The organism is Micromonospora sp. CA-259024 (genome assembly GCF_050936255.1).
Taxonomy (GTDB): domain Bacteria; phylum Actinomycetota; class Actinomycetes; order Mycobacteriales; family Micromonosporaceae; genus Micromonospora.
The window spans coordinates 132,957-158,668 of sequence record NZ_JBNJND010000002.1; the positions used below are offsets into that span (position 1 = coordinate 132,957).

Genomic DNA, 25,712 nt, shown 5'->3' on the forward strand with positions numbered 1-25,712 from the left:
GCACTGGTAGCTCTCAGTCGTCAATCCAGTCGGTTGAATCCCACCCGGCCTACGTGATCAGCCTTTCACCGTCCGTAGTCGGACGCGCAGACTATGGGGCGAGACGGCGGAGGTAAACAATCCTCGCTCCACGTGCCGGTAGCATGACTTTGGGGAGTATCAGCAGTTCAAATGCTTGATCAGTGATCAATCAGAATATTGTGGACGGTAAGACATCTACATTCACCCCTCGCCACGGATAGTAATTAGCTAACCGGGGACGACGAGGGGAAACGATGAACGAAACGCTGGCGACGGCCGTCTCCGATCACGGAGCGTTGGCCTTGGCTCTTGCCATCGCCGGAACGGCGGCAGGGTTGGTACGCGCATACGTTGCGCACCGAACACGTCTGCACGAGGAGCGTGAGGCGTCGACACGAACCGCCGCCCGGGCGACCTGGCTGATCAGGCTGGCGGAGGCCGACCACGATGTCGTGCGGATCGTGGAGCGTGATCGGGACGGGCATCGCGAGGTGGAGCTGGGCAGCCGCGACGCGACGCGACGCGACGACACCAGGGAGGCCGCGTGATGGGGGTGGAGGGCACCGCCGCCCTGACACCGGAGCCGGTCGACAGTGAAGCGGCGCGCAGGGCGGAGGCCGCGCGCCTCAAAGTAGAGCATGACCAGGAGTTCGCCGCTTTCGCCGAGGGCAGTTACCACACGGTGGAGCGAATTCTCCGGGCGGCGTGCTGGGACCGCGAGGTGGTTCAGGACGCTCTCAACGAGGCGTACCTGCACGGGCGCGTCCAGTGGTTCAAGATCCGTACCTACACCGAGCCGATCGGCTGGGTGATCATCACGGGCCGAAACAAGATCCGCAAGGAGCTGCAACGACGTCAGCGCGAAGCCGCAGTCGCGCCGGAAGACCTGCCCCCGGCACCGCACACGGACATCGCCGACGTATGGGAAGCCCAGGAGACGCTGAGGACCTGGTTGCACCACCTTCCGTCGCGGCAGGCCGAAGTGTTCCAGATGTCTCGCGAGGGCTTTTCCAACCAGGAGATCGCGCGCATCCTCGGATTGGCCGAAACCAGCATCCGCTCCTACAAGCTCGCTGCCAGGAAACGCCTGCGTGAGCTGGCCGAGGAAGCCGGCTATACGGACTCGGAAGGCCGCCGGCGCCAGGGAGGCAGCCGTGGACCTCGATGACATTCTGACGTTGGCCGAGACAAATCAACCCAGTCCTCTGGAACTCGCCCGTGCACGCCGTGTGGCGCGGGCCGCGCAGGGCCAGTACGACCTGTCCGTCGCCGAAGGATACGAGATCATTGTCGATGCCGACCTCGTCGATCCGCTGACCGCGGTTGTCGACGAGGCGACCAGAGTCGCCCGTGCCGCGCAGCTGGCGAAGCTCGGCACGATCACCTGGACAACCGGTGGAGGGAAGTCCGATGGTTTCGGGCGCCTCATCTGGTCGGATGAGATGGCGATGATCTTCGGGCATGCTCCGGGAACGCTGCGCCTCACGCCCGAAAGGCTTGCCAACCTCGTCCATCCCGCAGACGTGGAAACGGTTCGCAAGGTAGTGCGGACGGCATGGGACCGCCGCCGCCCCGACGAGGTCACGTTCAGAGTGATCCATCCGGGTGGCACCGTCCGTCACGTGCACTGCCACATCGAGATCCTCACCACCGACGGCACACCGTCGGGGATCATCGCCACCGGCGCAGATGCCACCGCGTTCGAACTCGCCCGGCAAGAGCGTCGCAGGCTCGCCACTCGCAGCGAAATGCTGTGTGCCGACCTGGCCGCACTGGACATCGTCACCGGACTGCCGACCCGCAGCTACCTGACCGACGAGGTCGACCGAGCCCGCCGCACCACTGGCGGAGCACTCATCGTCGTGGCAACCGAACCCACCACCCGGTTGCCCGACGCACTCACCGACGAGAACCACGACGACCTGACGGCAGAGGTCGCACAGCACCTGCGAACAATCGTGGGCGACGAGGTGACCTGCGGTCTAGTCGGCCCCGGCCTGTGGGGCGTACTCCTCGCTCCGACCGAAGGGCACACGGAGGCTCCCGAGGCCCTGGCAGCTCGGATCGTCGACACGTTCCGACGCCACCTGTTCAGCGTCCAGCACAAGACCTTGCGCCTCTACACGTGGGCGGGCATGGTGCTCTTCGGGAGCGGGGTATCGGCAACCGGATTCGACCTGCTCATCGACGGCGAACACGCGGCCCGCGACGCGCGCCGCAGCGGCGTCCCGACCACCGTCCTCAGTGAGCCGGCGGCGACCAAGGACCGGATGGACAAATGCCGGTCACAGGTACGACAGGCAGTGTCTGCCAACAGGTTCGCCCTCTACGCCCAGCCCATTGTCGACCTCCGCCTCAACGAGGTCACTCGCCACGAGATCCTTTTGCGGGTTCGGAGCGATACTGGCCAGTCCGTGGCACCGTGGGCCTTCCTCGACATGGCCGAGCGCGTCGGCGAAATCCTCACCGTGGACAAGTGGGTCATCGACCATGCCCTCGAACTGATCGGCCGCGGCGCCCAGACCTCCCACTATCAGGTCAACATATCCGGCAAGTCCCTCGCCGACCCGGGGCTGCTCACCTACGTGACTGAGGCGATCCGCCGACACGGGGTGAAGCCGGAATGCCTGACCTTCGAGATCACCGAAACCACCCTCATCGAGAACCGCAACGAGGCCCTCGCCTTCGCAACGGGGATCAGAGAGATCGGCTGCCACCTCGCGTTGGACGACTTCGGTACGGGATACGGCGCCCTCGCTCACCTGAAATACCTTCCGGTGGACCTAGTGAAGATCGATGGGGTGTTCATCGTCGATCTTTGCCGGTCGCCGGCCGACCAGGCCGTCGTCTCGAAGCTGGTGGAGCTGTGCCACACGCTCGGCATCCGTGTTGCCGCCGAATATGTCCAGGACGAGGAGACGCTGGAATTCCTGAAGAGCTGTGGAGTCGACTTCGCCCAGGGCTACAAGACCGGAAGACCGGAACCGATTGCGGTGAGCCCCGAGAAGCCGGTACGGACGATCGAAATCGAACTGCGGCTTCCGCCCCAGCACACCGCCATGGGCTGAGCAGGAGCCTCGACCGTTGTGCCAGGAGCACGTAGGGTCCCAGCTTCGCGCGCCCGTTCGCCGTCGCCATCGGCCGACCCTAGCGCGCTCGCACCACGAGTAGCACCACGCGAAGATCGGCCATCTAGCGTTTGTACTGGTGGGCCGGAGGCATCACCATGCGAACCATCCCGCCACCATCGCCGGTGACCCGTTGCCGCTGCGTTTGCGCACGTCACGGGGTCGGGGTGATGCCCGATGACGTCGAAACCGGATGCCCTGGCCGACGCAATCGCGCAACTCAGCAACCGCGACTCGTTCACCGATACCCTCCGAGCCGGGCTGAGCCTTCCCGCACCAAAGGCTGTGCGAATGCGGTTCGTGATCGAGATCGTGGCCCACCTCCACGACTCGCTGACCAGCAGCCTCGTGACGGAGCCGGAGGCATACCAGACCTTCGTACGCGCCGTTTCGATGCTCAACGCCTTCCTGCCTGAAGGGAGGCGGTGATGAATCACGAGAACAGCGGGCCGCCAGTCCGATTCGTCGACGCCGAGCGGATCAACCCATTCCAGGTGCTGCTCGACCTGCACGATCACGCGCTCGGACATCCCGCAGCGCCGAGCCAGCGTGACGCGTTGACGGAGTTGGCGTTGGCCGCAGCCGTGGTGTCGTGGTGGAGCCGCTGGCAACCGATCACCATCCACGCCGCCCTGCGCAGCGGGGCCGACCTGACGGACATCGTCGCCGCGACAGGTCTGGGCCTAGGCGAGGTGGTCCGCCGATGGCAGCGGTGGGCCGATGTCCAGACCCTGCTGATCATCGGCGGACGTACGGCCGTTGACCCCGAGGAGGTCCGGACCATCCGGCGCCAGCTCCGAACGGGGATGGTCCGGTGACACCGGCCCAGCTCGCTCGCAATGTCAGCACCGCCGCCGTGGCCACTATTGCCGCTTGGTCCTCGTGGAGCCATATGGTCCACGTCGCGTTGCGGTACGGCGAGCGTCCCGAGATCGCCTATGTCCTGCCGATCTCGGTCGACGGAATGCTGATCGTCGCGTCCGCCGCGATGGTCGAGGACAACCGCAACGAGCGCAGCGTGCGGTGGTCGGCACGGATCGCGTTCGCAGCGGGCGTGGCGGCCAGCGTCGCGGCAAACATCGCCGCCGCCCAGCCGACCCTCGGTGCCCGCATCGTCGCGGCGTGGCCGGCTGTGGCAATGTTGCTGGTGGTCGAGATGCTGTCCCGAGCCAAGCCACCTGCCCGAGGCCAATCGGTCACTGCTTCACCGAACGAAACAGAGAAGGCCGCCGAAGGCGGCCCATCTGGCACCGTGGAGGAATCGGACATGAAGATCGATCAGCTGGCATCCGGCCCCGGCAGGGCACCGGCTCCGCAAGAGAGCAATGGTCCCAGCGTGGGCACCTCGAACCCTCCGCGTGGTCGGCGAGGACCAGCAGCGGACGTTGTGGCACGGGTGCGGGCGGAACGTCCGGACGCCCGTTTCGCGGATATCGCGGCCGAAGCTGGGGTGTCCGAGCGGCATGTCCGCCGTCTGCTGATGTCCGAAACCCGTCGGCCAACCACAGCCGGTTCGGACTTGGACCGCAATGCGGTCACCTGACCTGATCCCCATGTCTATCGGAGGGCGCTAGCGCTGAGTAGGGGTGATCGGTACAGGCACCGATTACCCCATCCCGGTTGGCAGCTGGACCGCCCGCCTTACTTTGCTATCGATGGCCGACGAGCCGGGACTCGAACGTAGCGACCATGTCGCCGACGTAGCCAAGATTGCCGGGGTCGTCGTTGTAGAGGGCAACCAGGGAGAGTTCCCATAGCGAGTAGGCGGAGGTTAGCTCGGCCGGCAGCTCCCGAAGGCGGCTAACAGCCTCGTCGGCCTGCCCAAGGCGCCCAGCCTCGGCCGCCGCTGTCGCCTGCTCCCATAGCTGCTCCGCACAGTCAAACAGTCGGCGGACGTGGTCGGCACAACGATCTTCACGTTCACGCAGGGACGAGACAACCTCGTCATAATCATCGCCCTCTTCGGGCTCGATAACCACTGGGAGATCGCCGGCGGCCAACCGGGGAACCTGAGCGACGACGACCGTCTCATCGGATCCAGGGTCGCTGTCTGCGCCTAAGCAGAGGCGGCCAAGCTCGGCGAGATCCTCGACGGCAGTGCTGGTGATCAGAGCCGAGATAGATTCGATCGTCTGTTCAACAGCGTCGTAGCGATACTCGGCGAGGTAGTCGTCGATCTCCGAGCTCATCTCGACAATCTGCCCGTACACGCTGCTGAGGTCACCCCGGAGTGCGTCGATCTGCTCAGCCAACTCCTCGTCGTAGTCGTCGTCCTCGGACACAACTTCGTCGACCATAATTCCCTTCCGGTGGTTCAGTAGATGAGTGCACAGTAGGCGACTGGGCCGACCTGCACCGGCCCAGTCACCACGGGTTAGCAGGTCGGTATCGCGACGACTTCGACGTCGATGTCTTCGCTGCGCAGCCGCCGGACCGCCCGGTAGAGGGCGACCTGCGAGAACGTGAAGAGAGTGTCGACGGTGAGCGGCTTGCCGGAGCCAAGGGCAATGCCGTACACGACCTTGCTCGGCTTGAACGTCGCGTCGATCAGATGGCTCGGGTGACGAGCGTGCACCAGCTCGACCAGCCGCTCGCGGGCGTCTGGCTCGTGGCGTAGCGCATCCACGGAGACCTCGCCCTGCAGGAACAGATGGCTCAGCGGGGATGACCGCACCGACCTCTTGATGTGGATCAGCTCGTTGCCGGGCCCGAGCAGGTCACATGCTTCGATGCCGTGGCCGCGCTTGTGCTGCCGGGTCTTCAGGAGCCGCTTGTCGAGAAGCGCGTAGCCATGTGCGGACGCGGCCTCCCTGTTGTAGGCGTCCTCATCGGCGAGGTCGCTGGTCCAGGGCGGCAGGACGACGGTGGACGGCCGGCTCAGGAGGGCTTCGATCTCGTTTCGCAAGAATTCCAGGTGGCGGTCTCCGATCTCGTACCACCTGCCCTCGTGATAGATCATGTGTGAGGACCCGAGCGCGATCTCCGCCGTGATCCACTTGTGTGCTGCAGTGGGCGGACTCAACAAGTCATCGCCGTCGGCATCGGCGCACAAGCCGATGCTGCCCGTCTTCAGCGCGTTCAGCCGTCTGCCCGGCGGCCGGCTCTGCGCCCGTTCGAGGATGGTGTCGAGGTCGAGCTCGGGGAGGTAGGTACGCCGGTATGGCACCTTGACCTGATACGAGGCCGCGAACGGTTCGTACTCGACTTGGACGATGGGCACCGCGAGGCCGAGCGCCTGCGGTTCACTCTCGCCGAGCAGGTCGTCGAGCCGCCGGTCGAGTTCCTCGGTGCGAGTGCCCGTCGGCAGCGGCTGGATCTGCGCGACGAACTCGAGTTCTGGCGACGGCGTGTCGCCAGCGCAGGCGCGGCTGATCTCACGAAGGTCGTCAAGCAGGCCCACCGGATCGACACTGAGGGGGATCTGCAGCGAGTTCGCGCCCGCGATCGAGACCGGCCGGGTGGCGAACCGGGTGACGGCGAGCCGCTCGTTTTCGAGGAGAGTGCCGCACAACTGTCCGACAATCTCACCCCACTGCTCGATGCCGTAGTGGCGAATATGCTGGCCGCCGGGCACCAGGCTGCGGTCGACCCGGCCTGTGGACGCGAGCACGCGGCGAGTCACCCGCCTAATCTGCTCGGGTTCGATGGCGCGGATCGCGAAAGCGATACCGAATCCGGGGTCGACGAGGTCAAGGTTGATCATGTAGCGGCCAACAGTGCCGTAGGTGAGGGCGTACACCTCGTCGTCCACGACCACGAGTAGCGCGCCCCCTGCGCTGCTGTAGCCGACGGCAACGTCGTCACCGGTGAGCTCTGTGATGACGGCGCACCAGTCGGCCTTATCCCGTGGCACGTGCCCGTGCACCACGAGCCCTTGAGCACCGGCAACGGTGGTCGCGGTGATCTCGAAGTCCTGCTCACGCAGGTAGCGGTGGTTCAGGGCCCGCTGCAGGCCCTGCGGATCCGGGGAAACACCGTCGAGCCGGTACAGGGTGGTGCGGTACGTACCGGCGCGACGGTGGAACTTTGCGGCGTTGCGCCCGTGCCGGGCTCCGGCAGCGTGCCGGTCGGCGCGAGCGTTGCCCCTGGGGTCTAGTGATGAATGTGTCGCGGTCTCATGCACGGCTGATCCGTTCTTCTCAATCAGGAAGCTGGGTGATGCCAGGCGACGCCCGCGGACCAGCAGGTCGCTGGTCCGCGACACAGTCGCGTCTGGCGAAACGTAGGCCCTTGCGGCGTTGCTACGTTCATGGATCGATCCCGGCGGTCCGCTCGTGACGAAAGTCCGGGGGCGCGCTACCCGAGGAGGAGATACCGGCGTCGAGTTCCCCTCAGGCACTGTTCGACTACAAGGAGAACAGAGTCTGTGAACAGTGTCAACCACGTTGGTTGTCTAGTTGGGCATCTCTCGTGAATGTTCGTAGCCACGAACCTGTGTATAGTGCGTACGAGTCTCGGCGAGACAGAGGGGGCGGCATGGGGACAGATCATGTGGAGGTCACTTCGGCCGATATCGCCCGGATCGCGAGGGTGAAGCCGACCGCTGTCAGCAACTGGCGGCGTCGGCACGACGACTTCCCCAAGGCGGTCGGCGGCACCGATCGCAGCCCGCGCTTCGACCTCGGCGAGGTCGAGTCCTGGCTAAGGAGCCAGGGCAGGACCGGAGGCATCCCCGCCGACCAGCGACTGTGGCAGGCATTCGATTCGGTGCGAGCAGTGATGGCGCCCGGAGACGCGCTCAGCGCGGTCGGCCTACTGATGCTTCACCTACGCGAACACCCCGACGTCGCCGTTCCGACCGAGCCGGCCGAACTCTCCGACCTGCTGTCCCGGGCCGCGCGGATGTTCCCGGCCGGGATGCTAGGGACCGACGTCGCCGGCCTCACCCGGGGCCTGCGACAGCCTGAGGCCTCCCGCCTCGCCACGGTGCTGACCGCCGCAGTCGACGCTGCCCGCGATGCCGAACCGGGCGAGGCCGATGGCCCGGCCAAGACCTTTGAGACGCTCTGCTCCCGGTTCCTCGACACGGGTGGCCGGGCCGGGTTCACGGCGACGCCTCCGGAACTGGCCGAACTCATGGTGCAGCTGGCCGGGACACCAGCCGGCACCCTGCTAGACCCGGCCTGCGGCAGCGGAACCATACTGCTGACGGCCGCCGCTCGCGGATACCAGCGGATCCTGGGCCAGGAACTTGACCCGTCGATCGCCCGCCTCGCCGCCCTGCGCCTCGCATTCTCGCATCCCGGCGAGAGACCCATGACCTTTGACATCGAGCCCGGCGACTCGCTGCGACGGCCGGCCTTCCCGCTCGAACAGGCTGCCGCAGTTGTCTCGAATCCCCCGTTCGCCGACCGCAACTGGGGCTACGACGAGCTGTTGCAATCTCCCGTGTGGGCATACGGCGCTCCAGCGCGAGGAGAATCGGAGCTGGCGTGGGCGCAGCAGTCGCTGGCCCACGTCGTGCCCGGCGGAGCGGTCGTCATACTCATGCCCCCCGCGGTGGCATTCCGGCCATCCGGTCGGCGCAACCGCAAGGAGCTGCTTGCACGAGGTGCGCTACGGGCGATCATCTCGCTTCCGCCGGGCCTGGCCGCACATTACTCCCTGGCGCTACAGATCTGGATCCTCCGCCGCCCCGTGGATCGCCTGACCCCCGACCATCTCCTGGTCATGGACGCGACGGGCGGTGCCGGCACCACCAAGTCGGCGGCCGGTAGCAATATCACCCCAACCTGGGTTCAGGTGTGCAAACTGGTCACCGAGAGCTGGGAGAAGTTTTGCGCCGACCCGGCTGGTTTCCCCGACCGTCCCGGCGTGGCACGCGCGGTACCGGTAACTGACCTCCTCGATGAGGAGACCGACCTCACGCCCCGCCGCCATCTTCCGCTGCCCCCGCCACCGACAGTCTCCGGCGAGGAGCTGACCTCTGCTCGTGAACGGTTCACCCGATTACTGTCCACTCTCGGAGACACCCTTGTGGACACCGCCGCACTGCCGGATCTCGACCACGAGACCGTACGCTCCGTGCCCCTCAGCGACCTGTCCAAGACTGGAGTGGTCTTCATCCGGCGGGCGTCCAGCCTCGGCGCGGCCCATAACCAGGAGGAAGCACGATCGGTACACAGGATCGAGGGACGGATCGTGACCGGCACTGACATCGTACGTGGACAGCCACCGTCGCAGGTGGGTGATGTCGACGGCGACGAGGTCCGCAATCCCCCGATTCGGACGGGCGACATCCTGGTGCCGATAGTCGCGCATCGACTCACAGCCCGGGTCGCAGCGGCGGAGGATATCGGCGCGTACCCGGCGTCGACCGTATATTTGGTACGCGTCGATCCGGCGGTGCTCGACCCCTGGTTCCTGGCCGGTTATTTGTCCAGCAACGACGGCGCCCGACAGGCCGAACGAGTGGGCAGCAGCCTCGGCGGCGACATCCGGGTCGACCTGCGCCGAGTGCGCGTCCCGCTTCTGCCGCTCGACACCCAACGGGCATACGGCCGGACATTTCAACGCCTCTCCGACTTCACCCGTAACCTGCGCGCCGCCCACGACCTCGGATTAGAACTGGCGCGCAGCTCTATCGACGCGATCGCCTCGGGTCTCACCTTCGCCACCGAGGCAAGTCCATCCGCACCGTAACAACCGGAAATTCGGATGGTTCCCTCCGCATGATCCGCTGGAGAGAATCCCGGAAGTCCCTTGCGACACGCGCCCGATCTGCTCCACCAGTCCCGCCGCACCTTGAAGCGCACGTAACCGAGAGGACCACCCCGGTGAGCGACACCACACCGAAGAATCTGGCGAACTTCATCTGGCAGGTCGCCGACCTGTTGCGAGGCGACTTCAAGCGCGCCGACTACGGCAAGGTTATCCTGCCGTTCACGGTGCTGCGCCGCTTGGAATGCGTGCTCGAGCCGACCCGGGACGCAGTGCTGGAGGAGAAGGCCAAGTGGGAGGCCAAGAACCTTGACCCCGCACCATTCCTACCCAAACGGGCGGGACACAGCTTCTACAACATCACCGAACTCACCCTAGAAGCGGTCGCAGATGCGCCGGACGACGCCGCGATGAACCTGATGAGCTACGTCAACGGGTTCTCGGAGAACGCCCGCGAGGTCTTCGACCGTTACAAGTTTGCCGAACAGGTGGCCACGCTCGCCGAAGCCAAGCTGCTCCACTTGGTCGTCGCCCGGTTCGCCGCCTTCGACCTGCACCCGGACGTGGTGGAGAACCGGGATATGGGCTACGCCTTCGAGGAGCTGATTCGGAAGTTCGCGGAAGCCTCCAATGAGACCGCCGGTGAGCACTTCACCCCGCGTGAGGTTATCGATCTGATGGCCGGACTACTCATCGCTCCAGACCTGGACGAGTTCAAAGTGCCAAGCGCATCTCGTACGGTGTACGACCCGGCGTGCGGCACCGGCGGCATGCTCACTGGCGCCGAGGAGTTCATCCGACGCCACAACAAAAGCGCCAAGGTGTACGCCTTCGGCCAGGAACTCAACGCGGAGTCCTGGGCCATCTGCCGTTCCGACCTCATGATCAAAAATCAGGACGTCGATAACATCAGACTAGGCAACTCGTTCAGCGACGATCAGCTTCCGCACCGTACATTCGACTACATGCTCTCCAATCCGCCCTTTGGCGTGGAGTGGAAGAAGGTCCAGCAGCACATCAAAGACGAGCACGAGGATCGAGGCTTCAACGGCCGTTTCGGTGCCGGGCTGCCCCGGATCAACGACGGCTCGCTGCTCTTCCTCCAGCACATGATCTCGAAGATGAGGCCGGTCAGCGAGGGCGGCTGCCGGCTCGCGATCGTCTTCAACGGATCGCCGCTCTTCACCGGCGCCGCCGAGTCGGGCGAATCGGAGATCCGCCGCTGGATCCTGGAGAACGACTGGCTGGAGGCAATCGTCGCCCTGCCCGACCAGCTCTTCTACAACACCGGCATCTCGACCTACTTCTGGATCCTCACCAACCGCAAGGCCGCTATCCACAAGGGCAAGGTCATGCTGATCGACGCCCGCGACTACTGGGTCAAGATGCGTAAGTCGCTCGGCGACAAGCGCAAGATGATCGACCAGAAGCAGATCGACGAGATCATGCGCATGTACGCGGACGCGCCGACCATCGCCGTTGACCCCGAGCACGAGCTGCACGGCAAGGTGAAGATCTTCAGCAACCGCGAATTCGGCTACCACCGCATCACCATCGAACGCTCACTCAAGCTCCGCTTCGAGGTCACCGAGGAGACCCTGACCCAGGTACGCGAGTCGAAGGCGATCCAGAAGCTAGTTGGCGCCGAGGCGTTCGAGGGTGCGATCAAGCCCTTACTTGGCTCGGTGTGGCCGACCAAGAAGGCTGCCTGGGCCGCGCTCCGCACGAGCATGGCCGAAGCGGGCATGCTCTGGCCCACCGGAGCGCCGTTCCAGAAGGTGCTTCGCGACATCGTCGGCGTGCGCGACCCCGAGGGTGAGGTGCAACTACTAAAGGGCGCCCCCGAGCCTGACCCGGAGCTGCGCGATAACGAGAACGTACCGCTGAACGAGGACATCGATGCGTACGTCGAGCGCGAGGTACTGCCGCACGTCCCGGACGCCTGGGTCGACCACACCAAAACCAAGGTCGGCTACGAGATCCCCTTCACCCGTCACTTCTATGTCTACAAGCCCCCCCGCCCACTCGCCGAGATCGATGCTGAACTCAAGACGCTGGAAGCCGAGATTCAGGCCCTCCTAGGCGAGGTGACAAGGTGATCGAAGCATTCACACAGACTCCCGACCACTGGGGCCTCTCTCGTATCGACCGTGTTGCGACGGTGAACGCGCGAATCGGCTGGAAAGCTTTAACGGCTTCCGAGTATCAGCCAGACGGCCATGTGTTTTTGGCGACGCCAAACATCAAAACAAGCCAAATCGACTTCGATAACGTTAACTACATCTCGGAGCATCGATACGAAGAATCGCCAGAACTGAAGCTATCCGTCGGCGATGTTCTATTGGCCAAGGACGGAAACACCTTAGGCATCGTCAATATTGTGCGTGATTTACCTCGCCCGGCCACGATCAACGGTTCAATCGCCGTCCTGAGATCTTTCGATATCCACCCAGGGTTCCTTCGATATGTCATTGCAAGCTCCGCTACTCAAGGACTTATAGATTCCCTCAAGGACGGCATGGGTGTTCCTCACCTGTTTCAAAGGGACATCAAGAAGCTTCCCGTACCTTTGCCACCAAGGAAGGAGCAGCGCCGGATTGCCGACTTCCTCGACGCTGAGCTAATCCGCATCGATCGACTGCGACAGTTACGGCATCGAATGACAAACCTGCTGCTTCTGAAGCGTGAGCGAGCAATCGAACAGGGACTAGGCCTGACTACTGATTCGATCAGGTCCAGTATGGTGCCATTGAAGTATTTGGTCCAAGAAGTCACTGTCGGGATCGTCGTAACGCCCGCAGCTTGGTACGTCGATCACGGCGGCGTTCCCGCACTTCGAGGGGTAAATATTCAGCCTGGTCGGATAGTAACCGACAACATGGTTCACATCAGCAATGAAGGTCATTCACTCTATCGCAAGTCGCAGTTACGGAAAGGCGACCTGGTGGTAGTCCGGACGGGGCAGGCCGGCGCGACTGTCGTCGTTCCTCAAGAATTTGACCGAGCGAACTGCATCGATCTGGTGATCATCAGGCTGAGTCGTGACTTGAACCCGCGCTTCACGGAGTACTTTTTAAACTCTAGCCATGCTCGGCAACATATCGACGAGCACTCCGTGGGCACAATCCAATCCCACTTCAACGTGGGGGCAATGAAGCAAATGCGCATTCCCCGGATTCCCTTACGCGAGCAGTCACAGCGCGTGGACATATTGGATACCCAAATTGGCACAATCGACAGCTTGTTAGAAAAGTTGAAACAACAGGAAGACGCACTCGTCGAGCGGCGGCAGGCGCTTATTACGGCCGCAGTTACCGGGCAGATTGACGTGACGATCACGCAGGGGGTGGATGTGTGATGGCCGACGGGATTCGGATACTGACGGAAGAGGCGTTCGAGAACGAAGTCGTCTCGTCGCTGCTCGCATTGGGATGGCTGCCGGGCGATCGGGAGTCGTACCGGCGGGAGGTTGGGCTGGACGCGGGCCACCTATTCGAGTTCATCGGGGCGACCCAGATCGACGCCTGGCAGACCCTGATTGCGTACGCGGGTGGCGACCCGGACGTGACGCAGCAGCAGTTCGTGCGGTTCCTAGCGCGGGAGATCGACGAACGGGGAGTGCTCGACGTACTGCGCAACGGCGTGAAGGACCGGGGCGTACGGATCCGGCTGGCGTACTTCCGGCCGGCGCACACGGTAGCCGGGGATGCCCTCGACAACTACCGACGCAACCGGCTGTCGGTGACCCGGCAACTGCGCTTCTCGGTCGCGACGCCCCAGGAGTCCGTCGACCTGACACTGTTCGTCAACGGGATCCCGGTCGCCACCGCAGAATTGAAAAGCTCGGCCAGTCAGCACCCGCAAACCGTCGAGGACGCCAAGAAGCAGTACCGGAAGGACCGCGATCCCAAGGAGTTGTTCTTCGCCCGGCGTGCCCTGGTCCACTTCGCGGTGGACGAGGACGCGGTGTTCCTGACCACCCGCCTGCGTGGGGATAGGACGGCGTTCCTGCCGCTCAATCAGGGCACGGCTGGCCCCGGCAACTCAGGCGGAGCCGGCAATCCGCCGGTCGCCGTCGATGGCGGTCCCGCCTACCGCACGTCGTACCTCTGGGAACAGGTGTGGCAGCCGGATAGCTGGCTGGACCTGCTCAAGCGGTTCCTGCACGTGGAGGATCCGAAGTCGGCCAAGGCCAAAGGCCGCGGTAACGGCAACGGCCGGACCAGCGTTCACGACCGTACGCTGATCTTTCCCCGCTATCACCAGTGGCACGCGGTGCGTGAGCTTACCGCGCACGCTGCCCGGCACGGCTCGGGCAACAACTACCTGGTGATGCACTCCGCCGGCTCGGGCAAGTCGAACACGATCGGCTGGCTCGCCCACCGGCTCTCCACCCTGCACGGGTCGGCCGAGCCATGGGCGCTCGATCCGGAGGCGGTCGCGGCAGGAAGAATCGAGCCGAACAAGCCGGTGTTCCACAAGATCGTGGTGGTGACCGACCGGGAGGTGCTGGACAAGCAGCTCCAGGACACGATCTATCAGTTCGACCACACCCCGGGCGTCGTCGAACTGATCACCGGCTCCGGCGGTTCGAAGTCCTCCGAGGTCGCCGCCGCGCTCACCAACACCGCTACGAAGATCGTCATCGTGACGGTACAAACCTTTCCATACGTGTTAACCGGCGTCAGCAGCCTGAAAGACAAGCGCGTCGCCGTGATCGTGGACGAGGCGCACTCCGGGCACTCCGGCGATTCGGTCAGCAAGCTGAGCAAAGTGTTGAGCGGCAAGGGCGCCGAGCAGACCGATGACGAGGACAGCGAGCCGCTGATCTCGTCCGCGATGGCCCGGCAGCAGAGCCCGAACGTGTCCTACTTCGCGTTCACCGCCACGCCAAAACAGAAGACCCTGAACAAGTGGGGCGTACACGACCCGGCCACGGATGAGATGCGGGCGTTCCACATCTACTCGATGCGGCAGGCGATCGAGGAGGGCTTCATCCTCGATGTGCTTCGCAACTACACCACTTACAAGACGTACTGGCGGGTGGCCAAGGAGGGCGCGGAGGAGATTGAGGTCAATCCGAGCAAGGCCGGCGCGCAGCTGGCCCGGCTGGTCTACCTCAACCCCGCCACCCTTAGCGCCCACGCCGAGGTGATCGTCCACCACTTCCAGACCCGGGCCGCAGAACGGCTCGGCGGCCGGGCCAAGGCAATGGTGGTGACCCGCTCTCGGGAGAGCGCCGTGCGGATGTACCACGCGCTACTCAAGGCCACCGACGACCTGGGCTGCCCGGAGTACGGAGTCCTGGTCGCGTTCTCGAACGAGCTAGAGGTGGACAAGGTCAAAGTGACCGAAGCCGGGCTGAACGGTATCTCAGTTAAGGAGCTGCCGGATGCGTTCGCCTACACCCGCGCCGACGACCCGTACGCGGCCGCCCGTACTGGCAAGCCGGGCGGAGCGCCGGCGCGTGCCGAGTACCGCTTCCTTGTAGTCGCGGACAAGTATCAGACCGGGTTCGACCAGCCGCTGCTCACCAGCATGTACGTGGAGAAGCCACTCGCCGGGGTCGCCGCCGTGCAGACCCTGTCCCGGCTCAACCGCACCCACCCGTTGAAGAGCCAGGACGACCTGTTCGTGCTGGACTTCGCCAATGAGGCCGAGGACATCCAGGCCGCTTTCAAGCCGTACTTCGAGGAGGCCCGCGCCGCCCCGAGCGACCCGAACCTGCTCTACTCGGCTCAGCGGGTAGTCATGGACCACCAGGTCCTGGTCGAGTCTGAGCTGCTGGAGTTCGCGCTGGCGTATCTGAAGGCACAGCCCGCACTCGGCACCTCGGGCGCCGGGCAGCCGCCCGCCCGTAGCTGGGATCGCCGTCATGCCGCCCTGTACCAGCTCACCGACCCGGCGCGGCAGCGCTTCGAGCGGCTCGCCGCCGAGGACCAGGACGCGGCCGAGATGTTCCGCTCCGACCTCACCGACTTCATCCGCAAGTACGGCTTCCTCTCCCAGGTCATGCAGTTCACCGATGATGATCTCGAAGCGCTGTACCTGTTCGGCAAGCACTTGCTCAACCGGCTGCCTCGCCGTCAGGACCCGGCCGTGGACATCGGCGAGGTCGACCTAACCCATCTGCGCGTGGGCAAGACCGGCGACCACGACATGAGTCTGGAGCCAGAGGGCGCCCAACTGCTGCCTGGCTTCGACACCAGCGGAACCGGCACCGCCAAGGATCCAGACAAAGCCCTGCTGTCGGAGATCATTGAGGAGTTCAACGAACGGTACGGACTCGGGCTGAGCGAGGCAGACCGCTTGAAGTACGAGGAGCGAATCGTCGCTGCGGCTGAGGACCCGGACCTGCAGCAGGCTGCGGTGGCCAGCCGCAACGAGGGCGACTTCGAGCTGCCCTTCAACGCCCGCTTCCGCGACATCATGATCGAGCGGGCCGAGGCTGACACCAAGTTCACCGAAAAGTTCTTCACCGACGACGAGTTCCAGGGGCGGCTGACTCGGGAGGCACGGCGTGCCGCGTACCGGATGATCCGCCGGCGGCACGGCCTCTCCAACGCTGCCTGATCGGTCATGGTCCTGGTCGCCAGTGGCCCGCTGGCGGCCCCAGCGGGCCACTGGCGACGACCTCAGTCGGGGATCGGCCGGCCGAGGGCATGGACAGCGAAAGACCGTCCACGACAGACTGGTCGCACACGATCGCGGGGAGGAAGCGCGCATTGTCCCAGCCACGGCGGATTGTCAACCGGTACGAAGTAAGCCTGCTTGACGGTGGCGGCATGGGCACAGTTTGGCTGGGCTACGACACTGTCCTCGACCGCCAGGTTGCCATAAAGCAGATCCGCAGCGAGCACCACTACTCCGCCGCGCTGCGCAGGGAACTCGCCGACCGCTTCCGCCGCGAGGCTCGGGTCACCGCGAAGATCGAGCACCCAGGCGTGCCGGCGGTGTACGACGCTGCGATCGACCGAGACATCGATGACATCGAGCGGCTCTATCTAGTAATGCAGTTCGTACGGGGCGTCACCGTCGCCGACCTCCTCTCCGAGGAAGGTCCCCTGCCCACCCACTGGGCAGTCGCCATCGCGGCCCAGGTCTGCGCCGTGCTCTCGTACGCCCACGCGATTCCGGTGGTCCACCGGGACCTCAAGCCCAGCAACGTCATGATAGACAGCGGTGGCAATGTCAAGGTGCTCGACTTTGGCGTCGCCGCGGTGCTCGGCACGGACGTCACGCGGCTGACCGAAACCGGGCGCATCGTTGGCAGCCGTCACTATATGTCGCCAGAACAATTCCACGGCGTCGGCGTCAGCCCACGCAGCGACCTCTACGCAGTGGGCTGCCTACTGCACGAAATGCTCACCGGCAACAAGCTTTTCGACGGTACGAGCGACCCTGCCCTTCAGCACGTACACGAACAGCCGGTCCCGCTACGGGCACTACGGCCCGACGTGGACGAGACGATCGAGCAACTTGTGCTCGATCTGCTGGAGAAGGCGCCCGAGGACCGTCCCGCCTCGGCTCAGGAGGTATTCGATCGGCTCGCCCCGTTCCTGCCCGTGCCAGGCGCTCCGAGAGCCGGCGCGGGCAACTACGGTGGAGCTTTGGCAGAGGATCGGCCCGATCCGACCCGGCCCTATCGGCACCCACTTGCCCCGCGTCGGCCCATGGCCCCACAGCCTGGCCCGCAAAGGACCTCGCCCCCGGCCGCTCCAGCTCGCCAGGGGCAGGTCTTGCCTGGCCCGCTCGCCGCCGCATTAGAAGCCGCCGAGGAGCAGGCCACCGGGCTAATCGACGAGGAGCGCTTTTCCCAAGCGGTCAACATCCTTGAAGACGCGCTTTCATCGATAGACGCCCAGGCATTGACCGAGCACCCGCGGGTGCTTGAACTTCGCAGCATTCAGGCGGCGGCCCTCTTCCTCGGCGGTGACTTCCGCCGGGCGCTGGACGCCTTCGACGCGCTCGCCGCAGCCTATGCCCGCGTAGTTGGCGACCACGACGAACGAGTCCTGGAGTGCCGAAAACAGGCCGCGTACTGCCACGCCGAGCTTGGCGACAATGAGGCCGCGCTCGCCGGGTTCCGTGCCCTGCTAAGGGACGTACGGCGCGACTGCAACGGCCGTAGCCCGGAGGCGCTGGAGCTACGCCATCAAATCGGTATCATGCTTCTCGCCGAACATCGGCTACGTGAAGCCGCTGAGGTCCTTCGTTCGCTCCACCAAGATCTCCTTTCCGTACGTGGCCCGGACGACCCGGACGCGCAGGAGGTCCGAGATCTACTCACCCGCATCGAGTGGACCGACGACACGGCGTCGTCGACTGGCCTCGAATAGACGCTTCTGAAGGATCTACAGGGCGTCCGCCAGGATTGCGACCTCACGTGGGCAGCCCCAGGAGGCGGCCTGGTCGAGCGAGTCGATCCGGCGGTTCTCGATGCTGCCACCCGCTGCAACGAGCCGCAGACAAGACGGTCGCCTGGACGCTTGCGGCAGAGCGGGGCGGCAACCTGGCGGGCGGCGTCGCCAGCAGATGATGGCGCAGGCGAGGGTGAGGAAGGCTTCGTGGATGTCGTCGCGGATCTCCCAGCGGATGCGTAGGCGGCGGAACCAGTGCAGCAGGGCGATGGTCTGCTCGACGACCCAGCGTAGGGTGCCGAGTCCTGACCCGTTGTCGGTGCCGCGTCGGGCAATGACCGGGGTGATGCCCTTGGCGCGGAGCTCACGGCGGTAGCGGTCGTAGTCGTAGCCGCGGTCGGCGTAGAGCCGCTGCGGTCGTTGCCGCGGCCTACCTCGGATGCCTTTGATTCTGGGGATCTTGTCGACCAGGGGCATGAGCTGGGTGACGTCGTGGTGGTTGCCGCCGGTCAGGCTAGCGGAGAGAGGGATGCCGCCGGCGTCGGTGATGACGTGGTGTTTCGAGCCTGGTTTGCGGCGGTCAACCGGGCTCGGACCGGTTTTGGGCCGCCCTTGAGCGCCCGGATGTGGGAGCCGTCGATCACCGCCCGAGACATGTCCAGCTGGTTGGCGGCCCGCAGCTTGCCGAGCAGAACCTCGTGCAGTCGCTGCCACACGCCGGCGTCGTTCCAGTCCCGCAACCTGCGCCAACAGGTCATCCCCGAACCGAACCCTAACTCCTGAGGCAGGTACATCCACGGGATCGCCGTGTGCAGCACGAACAAGATGCCGCACAACACCTTGCGGTCATCCAGCGGCTTGGGCCCGGGCTGGCGGTGCCGCCGCGGTGGACGCGGTGGCAGCAACGGAGCGATCTCGGCCCACAGATCGTCCGAGACGATCCACGGCGGCTGCGCACCCCTCCTCACGTTCCGTCAGAACGATCCTCACGCCCCGAAGACACGCCCAACATCATTTCGTTAGCAGCTCTAAGGGGTCCGACAGAGCCGCATCAGGCGAGATCCGCCTGGGCTCCCGTCCCGGTATAGCGGGTCCGCCGATGTCTCCTTTGGGGCACCTTGGCCTGTTCTGCTCATCAGCCCTTCGGGTGGATCTTTCAAGATCACAAAATTGAGGCGTTCGCAGAATCTGACAGGAGCCGATTTGGGAGTGTAGGGAACCTCTGGTCAGTCGCGGCAGCGGCGCTCTCTGGGGCGACGGTGGTCAGCTTGACCGATCGCGGATCCTGGCAACGGCCGTAGCGAGGAGTGCGTTGTCCGGGTGTTGGCGGGCGGCGACGTCGAGGACGGCGATGGCTTCGGCGGGCCTGTCAGCGAGGACTTCGGCGAGGGTCACGGCCGCGGTCACGAATTCGTGGGCTACCGCTTGCTGGTGCCGGGCGAGCCAGAGGTATCCGGTGTCGGCGGCGAGTGGCCCGTGGTAGGCGGCGACCGCGCGGCGCAAGGCGGTGACGCTGGCTGCGGGGTCGGCGCCGCGTTGCGCGGCGATCATCGCCTCGCGCATGGCCCAAAGGTCGACGTCGAGAACCTCAGTGTTGAGGGTGTAGTGGTGTCGCCGCAGCCGCAGGTAGATGTTGTCCCCGCCGGCGGAGCGGAAGATTTGGCGCAGGTTGTAGGTGTAGGTGTGCAGCCGCTGCGCCGCGAGGCGGTGCGGCGGCTCGGGCAGGAGATCGCCGAGGATCTCGTGCTGGTAGGCCGACCCTCCCCGCACGATCAGGTAGACGAGGAACTCCAAAGCCTGGGGGCGGACGTGCTGCTCCTCGGGGACGCCGAGGATGGTCGGTGGGCCGAGCACCCGGATCCGGACCCGGTTCGCTCCGACACTGGCTCGCTGGCCGAGGGTGTCACCCGTGGCACAAGCGCCGGTCGGGTGCGCGTCGGCGCCAACCGCAGGGCTGATCACGGGAGGGTCCCCGGGTCGGGAGTCGTTCATGGCTGGGTGCCAGTGACCGCCCTCGGCGTCGCCTGCGAGGGCTCGATGCTCATCATTGACACGGTACAGATCCTGTCGACCTGTCGTGAACCCGCCGAACTCGTGCGGAACGCTCAGCGGCCAGAAACGTGACCGACGGAGCGCCACACGTTCTTAGCCCCTGTCTGGCCGTGCTGCCGCTGTTCGTCTGCGGTGCCGAGTTCGATGTCTGGATGGTCGTGCTCGCGTTGTGCGCAGTGCTGCCACATTTCGTGCAGGTGGTGAAGCATGCGGGCGGTGGCGGGATGGTGGGGGCAAGTGCGGCGGTGCGCGGTGATCGTGTTGGCGAGGAGGCGTCGGGCGGCGCCGCAGTGGCCGAGGTCGCGCAGGACGAGGGCGAGGGTGGCCTGGATGACGAGGGTGGGGTGCGCGTCGGGTCCGGCGGTGGCGGTGAGTTGGTCGGCGAGGTGTCGGTACGCGTGGTAGGCGCGCTGGTGGTGCCCGGCCTGCCGGTGGGCGGTGGCGAGCGTGTGGACGGCGGCGAGGGTGGACCGGGCGGAGGGTCCGTGCAGGTGGGCGCGGCTGTGGCGGGCGGAGCCGGCCCAGCGGATGGCCGCTGCCGGGTTGCCGAGCCGGGTCAGCAACTCCGCGTAGAGGTGGGCGGCGTCGGCGTGTGTCGGTTCGGTGGTGGTCGGGTCGGCGGTGGCGAGGGCTTCGCGCAGCGTTTCTCGGGCGCGCTGCGGGTCGGTGCCGGCGAGGGCGCGGGCGGATCGTAGCCGTTCGGCGAAGGCGGGACCTGGTTGGCCGGGTGTGGGGGCGGGCACAGTGCGCCAGGTGAAGCGCAGGTCGGTGGCGGTGGATCCGGCGGTGACGCGGGCGAGGATCCGGCCAGCTTGGGCTGCGGCGAGGTTGGTGCTCTTGGGTTGGCCGGGGGCGGTGACGATGGCGGGTGCGTGGCGCAGGATCGCCCGACCGAGGGTGTCGGCGACGACGACGGCGTCGAGTCCGTGCCGCCGGCAGTTACCCGGGCACTGGTAGACGAGCCGGTTGCCGTCACGGGTATTGGTCATGGGCTGTTGGCACGTGCGGCAATGCAGGAGTTCGGCTGGTAGGAGTGCCGGTGCCGGATCCTCGGCGGGCTGAGGCGGTGGCGGGTCGGGTGGGGCCGGTGGTGTAGCGCTGGGGGTTCGGGTCTTGCTGATCCATTCCTGCACGAGGCGCCGGTCGAGGTTGAGCTCGCGGGCGACGGCGGTGATCGGACCGCGGTGTCCGCTGTCGCGCAGGGCGGTCACCTGTTGGATCGTGGCGTCGATGAAGTCGTGGGAGTACTTGCGGGGGTAGGCCATCGGCTGCTTGTTCCTCGGACAGATGCGTCAGGGGCGGGGGGTGACGGCGAGCCTGGACAGTGCGGCGGGAGCTGGCCAGGTAGCGGCGGTCGCCCAAGGCGACGACGACGACGCAGGTCGCCGGGCGGGTTCCGGGCGTGACCTTTGCGGGCATTGCTGCTATCGGGACCTCATCGCCGGCCTGCTGCTGGCGGGTTGAGAGCCATCTGGCCGGGGTGCGGCAGGGCGGGCGAGGTTGCTGGGCCAGGTGTCGGGGCGCGGGCCGGGGTTGCGGCGCATGGGCTGCAGGGTCGGCCCGTCGGGCAAGTTGATCGTTGGTCGTGGGTTGTAGCCGTGGCGGGTGTACAGGGTGTGGGCGTCGGTGGTGGTGTCGGTCCAGGAGGGCAGGTCGATGCGGTCGAGTCGGCTGCGGTGGTGGGTGAGCATCGCGGTCGCCCGCCCTGTTCGTTGGGCGTCGGGGGGTACGGCGAGGAACGCCAGGTGGTAGTGCGGCTCGGTGGGCCGCGACGCGGACAGCAGGGTGTCGAGCTGGTCGAAACGGTCGGTGTGCGGCCCGGCGGCGTCGGTCAGTCGGCTGCGGTAGTTGGCTGGTGGTGGGATGGGCCGGTAGCGGTGGAACCCGACGGTGGCGGCGGTCAGGTCGTCGGTGACGTGGCTGTCGCCGTAGAACATGGCGTGCTCCACCCAGATCGCGAGGACGTCGGTGAGCACCCGGCGTCGCGGTTCCGGGTCGGGGATGAGCCATGCGGCCAGGGGGGTGGGGTGCAGGGCGGCGGCGATCAGCGCGGCGACGGGGTCTTTGTCTGCCCAGCGGGCGGCTCGGATGCGCGTGTCAGCGTCCATGGGTCGGCCTCCTTGTCCTTGAGTAGTTAGCGGTAGGCGGCGGTGGCGAGGTCACCGACGGCGGCGTCGACGGCCGTGGTGATGTCGCGTACCGGCCGGTGGTGCTGCTCGGCGATAGCCCGCAGTTGAGCGGTGAGGGCGGCGGTGTCGTCGTCGAGGTAGAGGTGTTCGGTCAAGCCGAGGACGGCGACGAGGCCGGCGAGGGCGGCGGTGTGGTTGTCGGGCTGGTCGCGGCCGACGGCGAGGTACCGCAGCCGGGCCCGGGCGACGACCGCCCACTTGGTGTCGGTAACGAGGTAGCGGTCGGCGCGGGCCAGGCCGCCGAGTCGGCGGTGCGTGGTGTGGCGCAAGATCCCGCCGGCGTGCAGGCCGGCGCGGGTGCGTTCGTACAGGTCGTCGGCGAACCAGGTCAGCCATCCCCGCAGCGTCGGGGAGGGGTTGGCGTAGCGGACGGAGGCGATGGCGGTGTCGGCGATCAGGTCGCCGACGGGCCGGTCCAGGTGCAACCACAGCCGCTGGTGCCCGCCCGGGCGGCCGTCGTCATCGAGGGCGATCCGCCCGGCGAGGAACAGGTCGGTCAGGACCGCGCCGGCCATCCCGAGGGCGAGGGCTCGGCGGTGGACGTGGGGTTGACCAGTGTCGTCGTCGTGGCCGAGCAGGAACAACTCGTCGCGCAGCGGCAGTTGCGGAATCGACGCGGTCATCGCCGGCCCCTATCGCAGTCCGGCCGCGTGCTGCCGCAGCCGGGCGTGCATCCCGCCGTAGGCGGCGGTCGGGGCCGGTAGCAGCGTCTTGTCGGCGGCGGCGAGGACGGTGTAGTTCGGGTCGCACACGTTGCCGATCGGCGCCCTGCCGGCCTGCGAGACGAGCTGGTAGGCGTCGAGCTCATCCAGGCCGGTGAGCGTGCTCGTCCAGCCGATCAGGTCGCGGTGGGCGATCCGGTAGGCGTCCTCCAAGGGCCTGGCACAGCCGATCGACATGATTTCCCGATCGGTCTCCACTCGGGGCCACACCGTCGCGGTTCCTCTGATGACCTCGATGATCAGCGTGGTGGTCGTGGCGATCTCCACCCCGACCCCACAGGCTTCGCCCTCGCCTTGGCGGGCGTGCCCGTCGCCCAGGGCGAGCATCGCCCCATGCACGTTCACCCCCAGGTAGAGGGTGCTCCCGGCGCGCAGTTCGGGGGTGTCAAGGTTCCCACCATGGGCGTCGGGGACGATCGTGGAGCGGGCCTCGAAGCCGCCCGGCGCGACGCCGATCGTGCCGATCATCGGGTCCAGGGGCAGGTCGACGCTATGGTCGCTGCCCGTGGCGTGGAAGCGGATCGTCCCGGCCTGCCGGTCGATGTCGTACACCCACACCCGCTCCTCAAGCGGCGGCTGCAGCGTAGCGGTGTGCGAGGTCGAGGTAAGTGCTCCGAAGTGCGGGAACGTCGACGAGACTCCCCAGTCCCGGGCGGGCTCGATGGCAGCGAGGTGGATCGCGAGGGTGTCGCCGGGCTCAGCGTCCTCGACGAAGAACGGCCCCGACACCGGGTTCAGGTACGGCATCCGGCACACCCGCGACGGCAAATCCGCCGGCCCGCGCACGAGACCGCCGAAGCAGTCCTCCGTGAACACCCGCAGCACGTCGCCGGAGCGGACGTGGGCCACCGGCATCCGGCCACCGAAGGTGTAGGCCAACTCATCGCGAGCCGGACGGTAAGTGATCGTGTCCATGCCGGTCACACCCGTTCCACGTGACGGGCCTGCGGCTGCGCGGGCGCCAAACCCGACAGCGCGGGCCGGCGGCCGGCCAGGTACAGGCCGGCGAGAACGACCATGCCGAGGGCGAGCCAGGCCAGACCGAGGCGCTGCGCGGCGATATTGGCGTTGACCACCACGTAGGCGAGGATCGCGAACCCGATCCCGGGCATGACCAGGTGCGCCCACCAGTTGCCACTGCGCTGGCGGATGAGGTGGTGCACGACCACGGATACGTGCAGCACGAGGAAGGCGACCATAGCCCCGAAGTTGATCAGCGACGACAGAAGGGTGATCCCGTCGGCGCGGGTGGCCATGTAGAGGCCGAGGGCGAGCGACACGGCGCCGGTGAGCAGGGTGGCGTTGATCGGCACGTTGCGGCGGATCGACACCTTCGCCAGGAACGCGGGCAGTTGCCGGTCGCGGGCCATCGCGTACAACAGCCGGGACGTGGCGACCTGCGCAACCATCGAGTTCGGCAGGCCCCACGCGATCGCGGTTGCTACCGCGCACAACGTCGCCAGCCAGCCTCCGCCAGCCACCTGCGCAGCGTCGTAGAAGGCGGTGCCGTTCGGATCCCCGTCACTGAGCAGCGAGGCCGGCTCCGGGACGAGCATCGCGGCCAGCCACGTCTGGGCGATGAACAGCACGCCGGCCAGGATGAGGACGGCGGCCATCGCGCGGCCGATTTGCCTGGAGCCGCCCTTGGTCTCCTCGGCCAGCATGCTGATGCCGTCGAAGCCGAGGAAGGACAGCACCGCGATCGACACCGCCCCCGCGACGAGGGACCACGTGAAGGTGTCGGCGTTGTAGAACGCCTCCCAGCTGAACCGGCCCTTCCCGGTCGCGAGGGCCCAGCCGGCGACGGCCAGGAAGATCGCCAGGACGATCAGTTCACCGATCAGCATCACCCGGGTCACCACAGCGGTCATCCGGATGCCGACCGAGTTGACGATCGTGTTGACCGCGACGAACCCCAGCAGCCAAAGCCACACAGGCGCCGCAGGCACCGTGGCGTGCATCGCTACCGATGCCACCAGGTAGAGCAGTCCCGGAACCAGCACGTAGTCGAGGAGGATCACCCAGCCAGCGAGGAAGCCGACCGGCGCGCTGATGCCCCGGCCCGCGTAGTTGTAGACACTGCCCGACATCGGGAACGCCTTGACCATCTGCGCGTAGGAGAACGCGGTAAAGACCAACGCCACCACGCCGATGGCGTATGCGAGAGCCACCATCCCACCGGAGCCGGCATAGACGCTGCCGAAGATCGCCATCGGCGCGATCGGCACCATGTACACCAGCCCGTACGCGACCAGGTCCCGGAACCGAAGCCTCCGGGCTAACTCCTGGCGGTAGCCGTAGCGCGTCAATTCATCTTGTAGCTGCATTGCACCCTTCCGAAGAGTTCGTGTCGGCCGCAGCGAAACATCCAATGTTGGGCCGCGTGTGAATTGCTTCACGCTCCGAATGGTCGCTCGATTCGAATGGCGCGGTCGATACCGGAAATGCGGACAAAGGATGTTGTCCGCATCGAGTTTGTTGCTCCCGAACTTGAGCGGCCCGGCGACAGTTCGAGCCGTACCGTCTAGCGGCAGAGGTGAAGTGCTTGCGCGTAGAGTCGGCCGTGTCTGGGGAGCACTC

At 66.1% G+C, this 25,712-nt stretch carries 19 protein-coding genes and 1 pseudogene; 11 read left to right on the forward strand and 9 right to left on the reverse strand.

The features are described from left to right. The first annotated feature begins 275 nt into the window (after nt 1-275). The 6 genes from ACQEUX_RS19900 (at nt 276) to ACQEUX_RS19925 (ending at nt 4,692) form a co-directional block, all read left to right on the forward strand. Entirely contained in the window at nt 276-569 is a 294-nt protein-coding gene (locus ACQEUX_RS19900; protein WP_433050389.1) for a hypothetical protein, read from the forward strand. Beyond that, complete coding sequence (locus ACQEUX_RS19905; protein ID WP_433056980.1) at nt 569-1,189, forward strand: RNA polymerase sigma factor; 621 nt, start codon at nt 569-571, stop codon at nt 1,187-1,189. Before ACQEUX_RS19900 ends, ACQEUX_RS19905 begins: the two co-directional genes overlap by 1 nt. After that, nucleotides 1,176-3,089, forward strand: coding sequence for an EAL domain-containing protein (locus ACQEUX_RS19910; RefSeq protein WP_433050392.1), 1,914 nt, complete (start codon nt 1,176-1,178; stop codon nt 3,087-3,089). The genes ACQEUX_RS19905 and ACQEUX_RS19910 overlap by 14 nt, the downstream gene beginning before the upstream one ends. Before the next feature lie 237 nt (nt 3,090-3,326). After that, complete coding sequence (locus tag ACQEUX_RS19915) at nt 3,327-3,578, forward strand: hypothetical protein (protein WP_433050395.1); 252 nt, start codon at nt 3,327-3,329, stop codon at nt 3,576-3,578. Further along, nucleotides 3,578-3,967, forward strand: a complete 390-nt coding sequence (locus tag ACQEUX_RS19920; protein ID WP_433050398.1) for a hypothetical protein — start codon at nt 3,578-3,580, stop codon at nt 3,965-3,967. Before ACQEUX_RS19915 ends, ACQEUX_RS19920 begins: the two co-directional genes overlap by 1 nt. Next, the gene (locus ACQEUX_RS19925; protein WP_433050401.1) at nt 3,964-4,692 is read left to right on the forward strand and encodes a DUF2637 domain-containing protein; all 729 of its coding nucleotides are present in this window, start codon (nt 3,964-3,966) and stop codon (nt 4,690-4,692) included. Before ACQEUX_RS19920 ends, ACQEUX_RS19925 begins: the two co-directional genes overlap by 4 nt. A gap of 106 nt (nt 4,693-4,798) precedes the next feature. Here the strand turns inward: ACQEUX_RS19925 and ACQEUX_RS19930 are convergent, their stop codons facing one another. Next, complete coding sequence (locus tag ACQEUX_RS19930; RefSeq protein WP_433050404.1) at nt 4,799-5,431, reverse strand: hypothetical protein; 633 nt, start codon at nt 5,429-5,431, stop codon at nt 4,799-4,801. Nucleotides 5,432-5,523: 92 nt separating this feature from the next. Further along, nucleotides 5,524-7,272, reverse strand: a complete 1,749-nt coding sequence (locus ACQEUX_RS19935) for a DUF6119 family protein (protein WP_433050407.1) — start codon at nt 7,270-7,272, stop codon at nt 5,524-5,526. 353 nt (nt 7,273-7,625) lie between these two features. Here ACQEUX_RS19935 and ACQEUX_RS19940 point away from each other — a divergent pair, with 353 nt between their 5' ends. The 5 genes from ACQEUX_RS19940 to ACQEUX_RS19960 all read left to right on the forward strand — a co-directional run bounded on the left by ACQEUX_RS19940 (nt 7,626) and on the right by ACQEUX_RS19960 (nt 18,148). Next, nucleotides 7,626-9,791 (forward strand): N-6 DNA methylase, encoded by a 2,166-nt coding sequence (locus tag ACQEUX_RS19940; protein WP_433050410.1) that lies wholly within the window; start codon nt 7,626-7,628, stop codon nt 9,789-9,791. 134 nt (nt 9,792-9,925) lie between these two features. Then, complete coding sequence (locus ACQEUX_RS19945; protein WP_433050413.1) at nt 9,926-11,908, forward strand: type I restriction-modification system subunit M; 1,983 nt, start codon at nt 9,926-9,928, stop codon at nt 11,906-11,908. Continuing rightward, a complete protein-coding gene (locus tag ACQEUX_RS19950) occupies nt 11,905-13,167 on the forward strand; it encodes a restriction endonuclease subunit S (RefSeq protein WP_433050416.1) in 1,263 nt (420 codons plus the stop codon). The genes ACQEUX_RS19945 and ACQEUX_RS19950 overlap by 4 nt, the downstream gene beginning before the upstream one ends. Beyond that, the gene (locus ACQEUX_RS19955) at nt 13,167-16,382 is read left to right on the forward strand and encodes a type I restriction endonuclease subunit R (protein WP_433050419.1); all 3,216 of its coding nucleotides are present in this window, start codon (nt 13,167-13,169) and stop codon (nt 16,380-16,382) included. Before ACQEUX_RS19950 ends, ACQEUX_RS19955 begins: the two co-directional genes overlap by 1 nt. Nucleotides 16,383-16,534: 152 nt before the next feature. Continuing rightward, nucleotides 16,535-18,148: a protein kinase domain-containing protein gene (locus tag ACQEUX_RS19960; RefSeq protein ID WP_433050422.1), complete on the forward strand. Its 1,614-nt coding sequence runs from the start codon at nt 16,535-16,537 to the stop codon at nt 18,146-18,148. A gap of 189 nt (nt 18,149-18,337) precedes the next feature. Here the strand turns inward: ACQEUX_RS19960 and ACQEUX_RS19965 are convergent. The 7 genes and pseudogenes from ACQEUX_RS19965 to ACQEUX_RS19995 form a co-directional block, all read right to left on the reverse strand. Further along, nucleotides 18,338-19,110: pseudogene (locus ACQEUX_RS19965) on the reverse strand (IS5 family transposase); the annotation flags it as partial. Between the two features lie 322 nt (nt 19,111-19,432). After that, complete coding sequence (locus ACQEUX_RS19970; protein ID WP_433050425.1) at nt 19,433-20,131, reverse strand: AfsR/SARP family transcriptional regulator; 699 nt, start codon at nt 20,129-20,131, stop codon at nt 19,433-19,435. A gap of 143 nt (nt 20,132-20,274) precedes the next feature. Further along, the gene (locus ACQEUX_RS19975) at nt 20,275-21,486 is read right to left on the reverse strand and encodes a hypothetical protein (RefSeq protein WP_433050428.1); all 1,212 of its coding nucleotides are present in this window, start codon (nt 21,484-21,486) and stop codon (nt 20,275-20,277) included. Between the two features lie 159 nt (nt 21,487-21,645). Next, nucleotides 21,646-22,329 (reverse strand): N-acetyltransferase, encoded by a 684-nt coding sequence (locus tag ACQEUX_RS19980; protein WP_433050431.1) that lies wholly within the window; start codon nt 22,327-22,329, stop codon nt 21,646-21,648. 26 nt (nt 22,330-22,355) lie between these two features. After that, nucleotides 22,356-23,033 carry a GOLPH3/VPS74 family protein gene (locus ACQEUX_RS19985; protein ID WP_433050434.1) on the reverse strand — a complete coding sequence of 226 codons (678 nt, stop codon included), beginning with the start codon at nt 23,031-23,033 and terminating at the stop codon, nt 22,356-22,358. A gap of 9 nt (nt 23,034-23,042) precedes the next feature. Continuing rightward, nucleotides 23,043-24,056, reverse strand: a complete 1,014-nt coding sequence (locus ACQEUX_RS19990; protein ID WP_433050437.1) for an acetamidase/formamidase family protein — start codon at nt 24,054-24,056, stop codon at nt 23,043-23,045. Further along, nucleotides 24,053-25,459 carry an APC family permease gene (locus ACQEUX_RS19995; RefSeq protein WP_433050440.1) on the reverse strand — a complete coding sequence of 469 codons (1,407 nt, stop codon included), beginning with the start codon at nt 25,457-25,459 and terminating at the stop codon, nt 24,053-24,055. The genes ACQEUX_RS19990 and ACQEUX_RS19995 overlap by 4 nt, the downstream gene beginning before the upstream one ends. Nucleotides 25,460-25,712: the final 253 nt, after the last annotated feature.

Coding starts and splice junctions, on each gene's coding strand:
- ACQEUX_RS19900 (WP_433050389.1), top strand. CDS start 276: ATGAACGAAACGCTGGCGACGGCCGTCTCCGATCACGGAGCGTTGGCC.
- ACQEUX_RS19905 (WP_433056980.1), top strand. CDS start 569: ATGGGGGTGGAGGGCACCGCCGCCCTGACACCGGAGCCGGTCGACAGT.
- ACQEUX_RS19915 (WP_433050395.1), top strand. CDS start 3,327: ATGACGTCGAAACCGGATGCCCTGGCCGACGCAATCGCGCAACTCAGC.
- ACQEUX_RS19920 (WP_433050398.1), top strand. CDS start 3,578: ATGAATCACGAGAACAGCGGGCCGCCAGTCCGATTCGTCGACGCCGAG.
- ACQEUX_RS19940 (WP_433050410.1), top strand. CDS start 7,626: ATGGGGACAGATCATGTGGAGGTCACTTCGGCCGATATCGCCCGGATC.
- ACQEUX_RS19955 (WP_433050419.1), top strand. CDS start 13,167: ATGGCCGACGGGATTCGGATACTGACGGAAGAGGCGTTCGAGAACGAA.
- ACQEUX_RS19975 (WP_433050428.1), bottom strand. CDS start 21,486: ATGGCCTACCCCCGCAAGTACTCCCACGACTTCATCGACGCCACGATC.
- ACQEUX_RS19980 (WP_433050431.1), bottom strand. CDS start 22,329: ATGGACGCTGACACGCGCATCCGAGCCGCCCGCTGGGCAGACAAAGAC.
- ACQEUX_RS19985 (WP_433050434.1), bottom strand. CDS start 23,033: ATGACCGCGTCGATTCCGCAACTGCCGCTGCGCGACGAGTTGTTCCTG.
- ACQEUX_RS19995 (WP_433050440.1), bottom strand. CDS start 25,459: ATGCAGCTACAAGATGAATTGACGCGCTACGGCTACCGCCAGGAGTTA.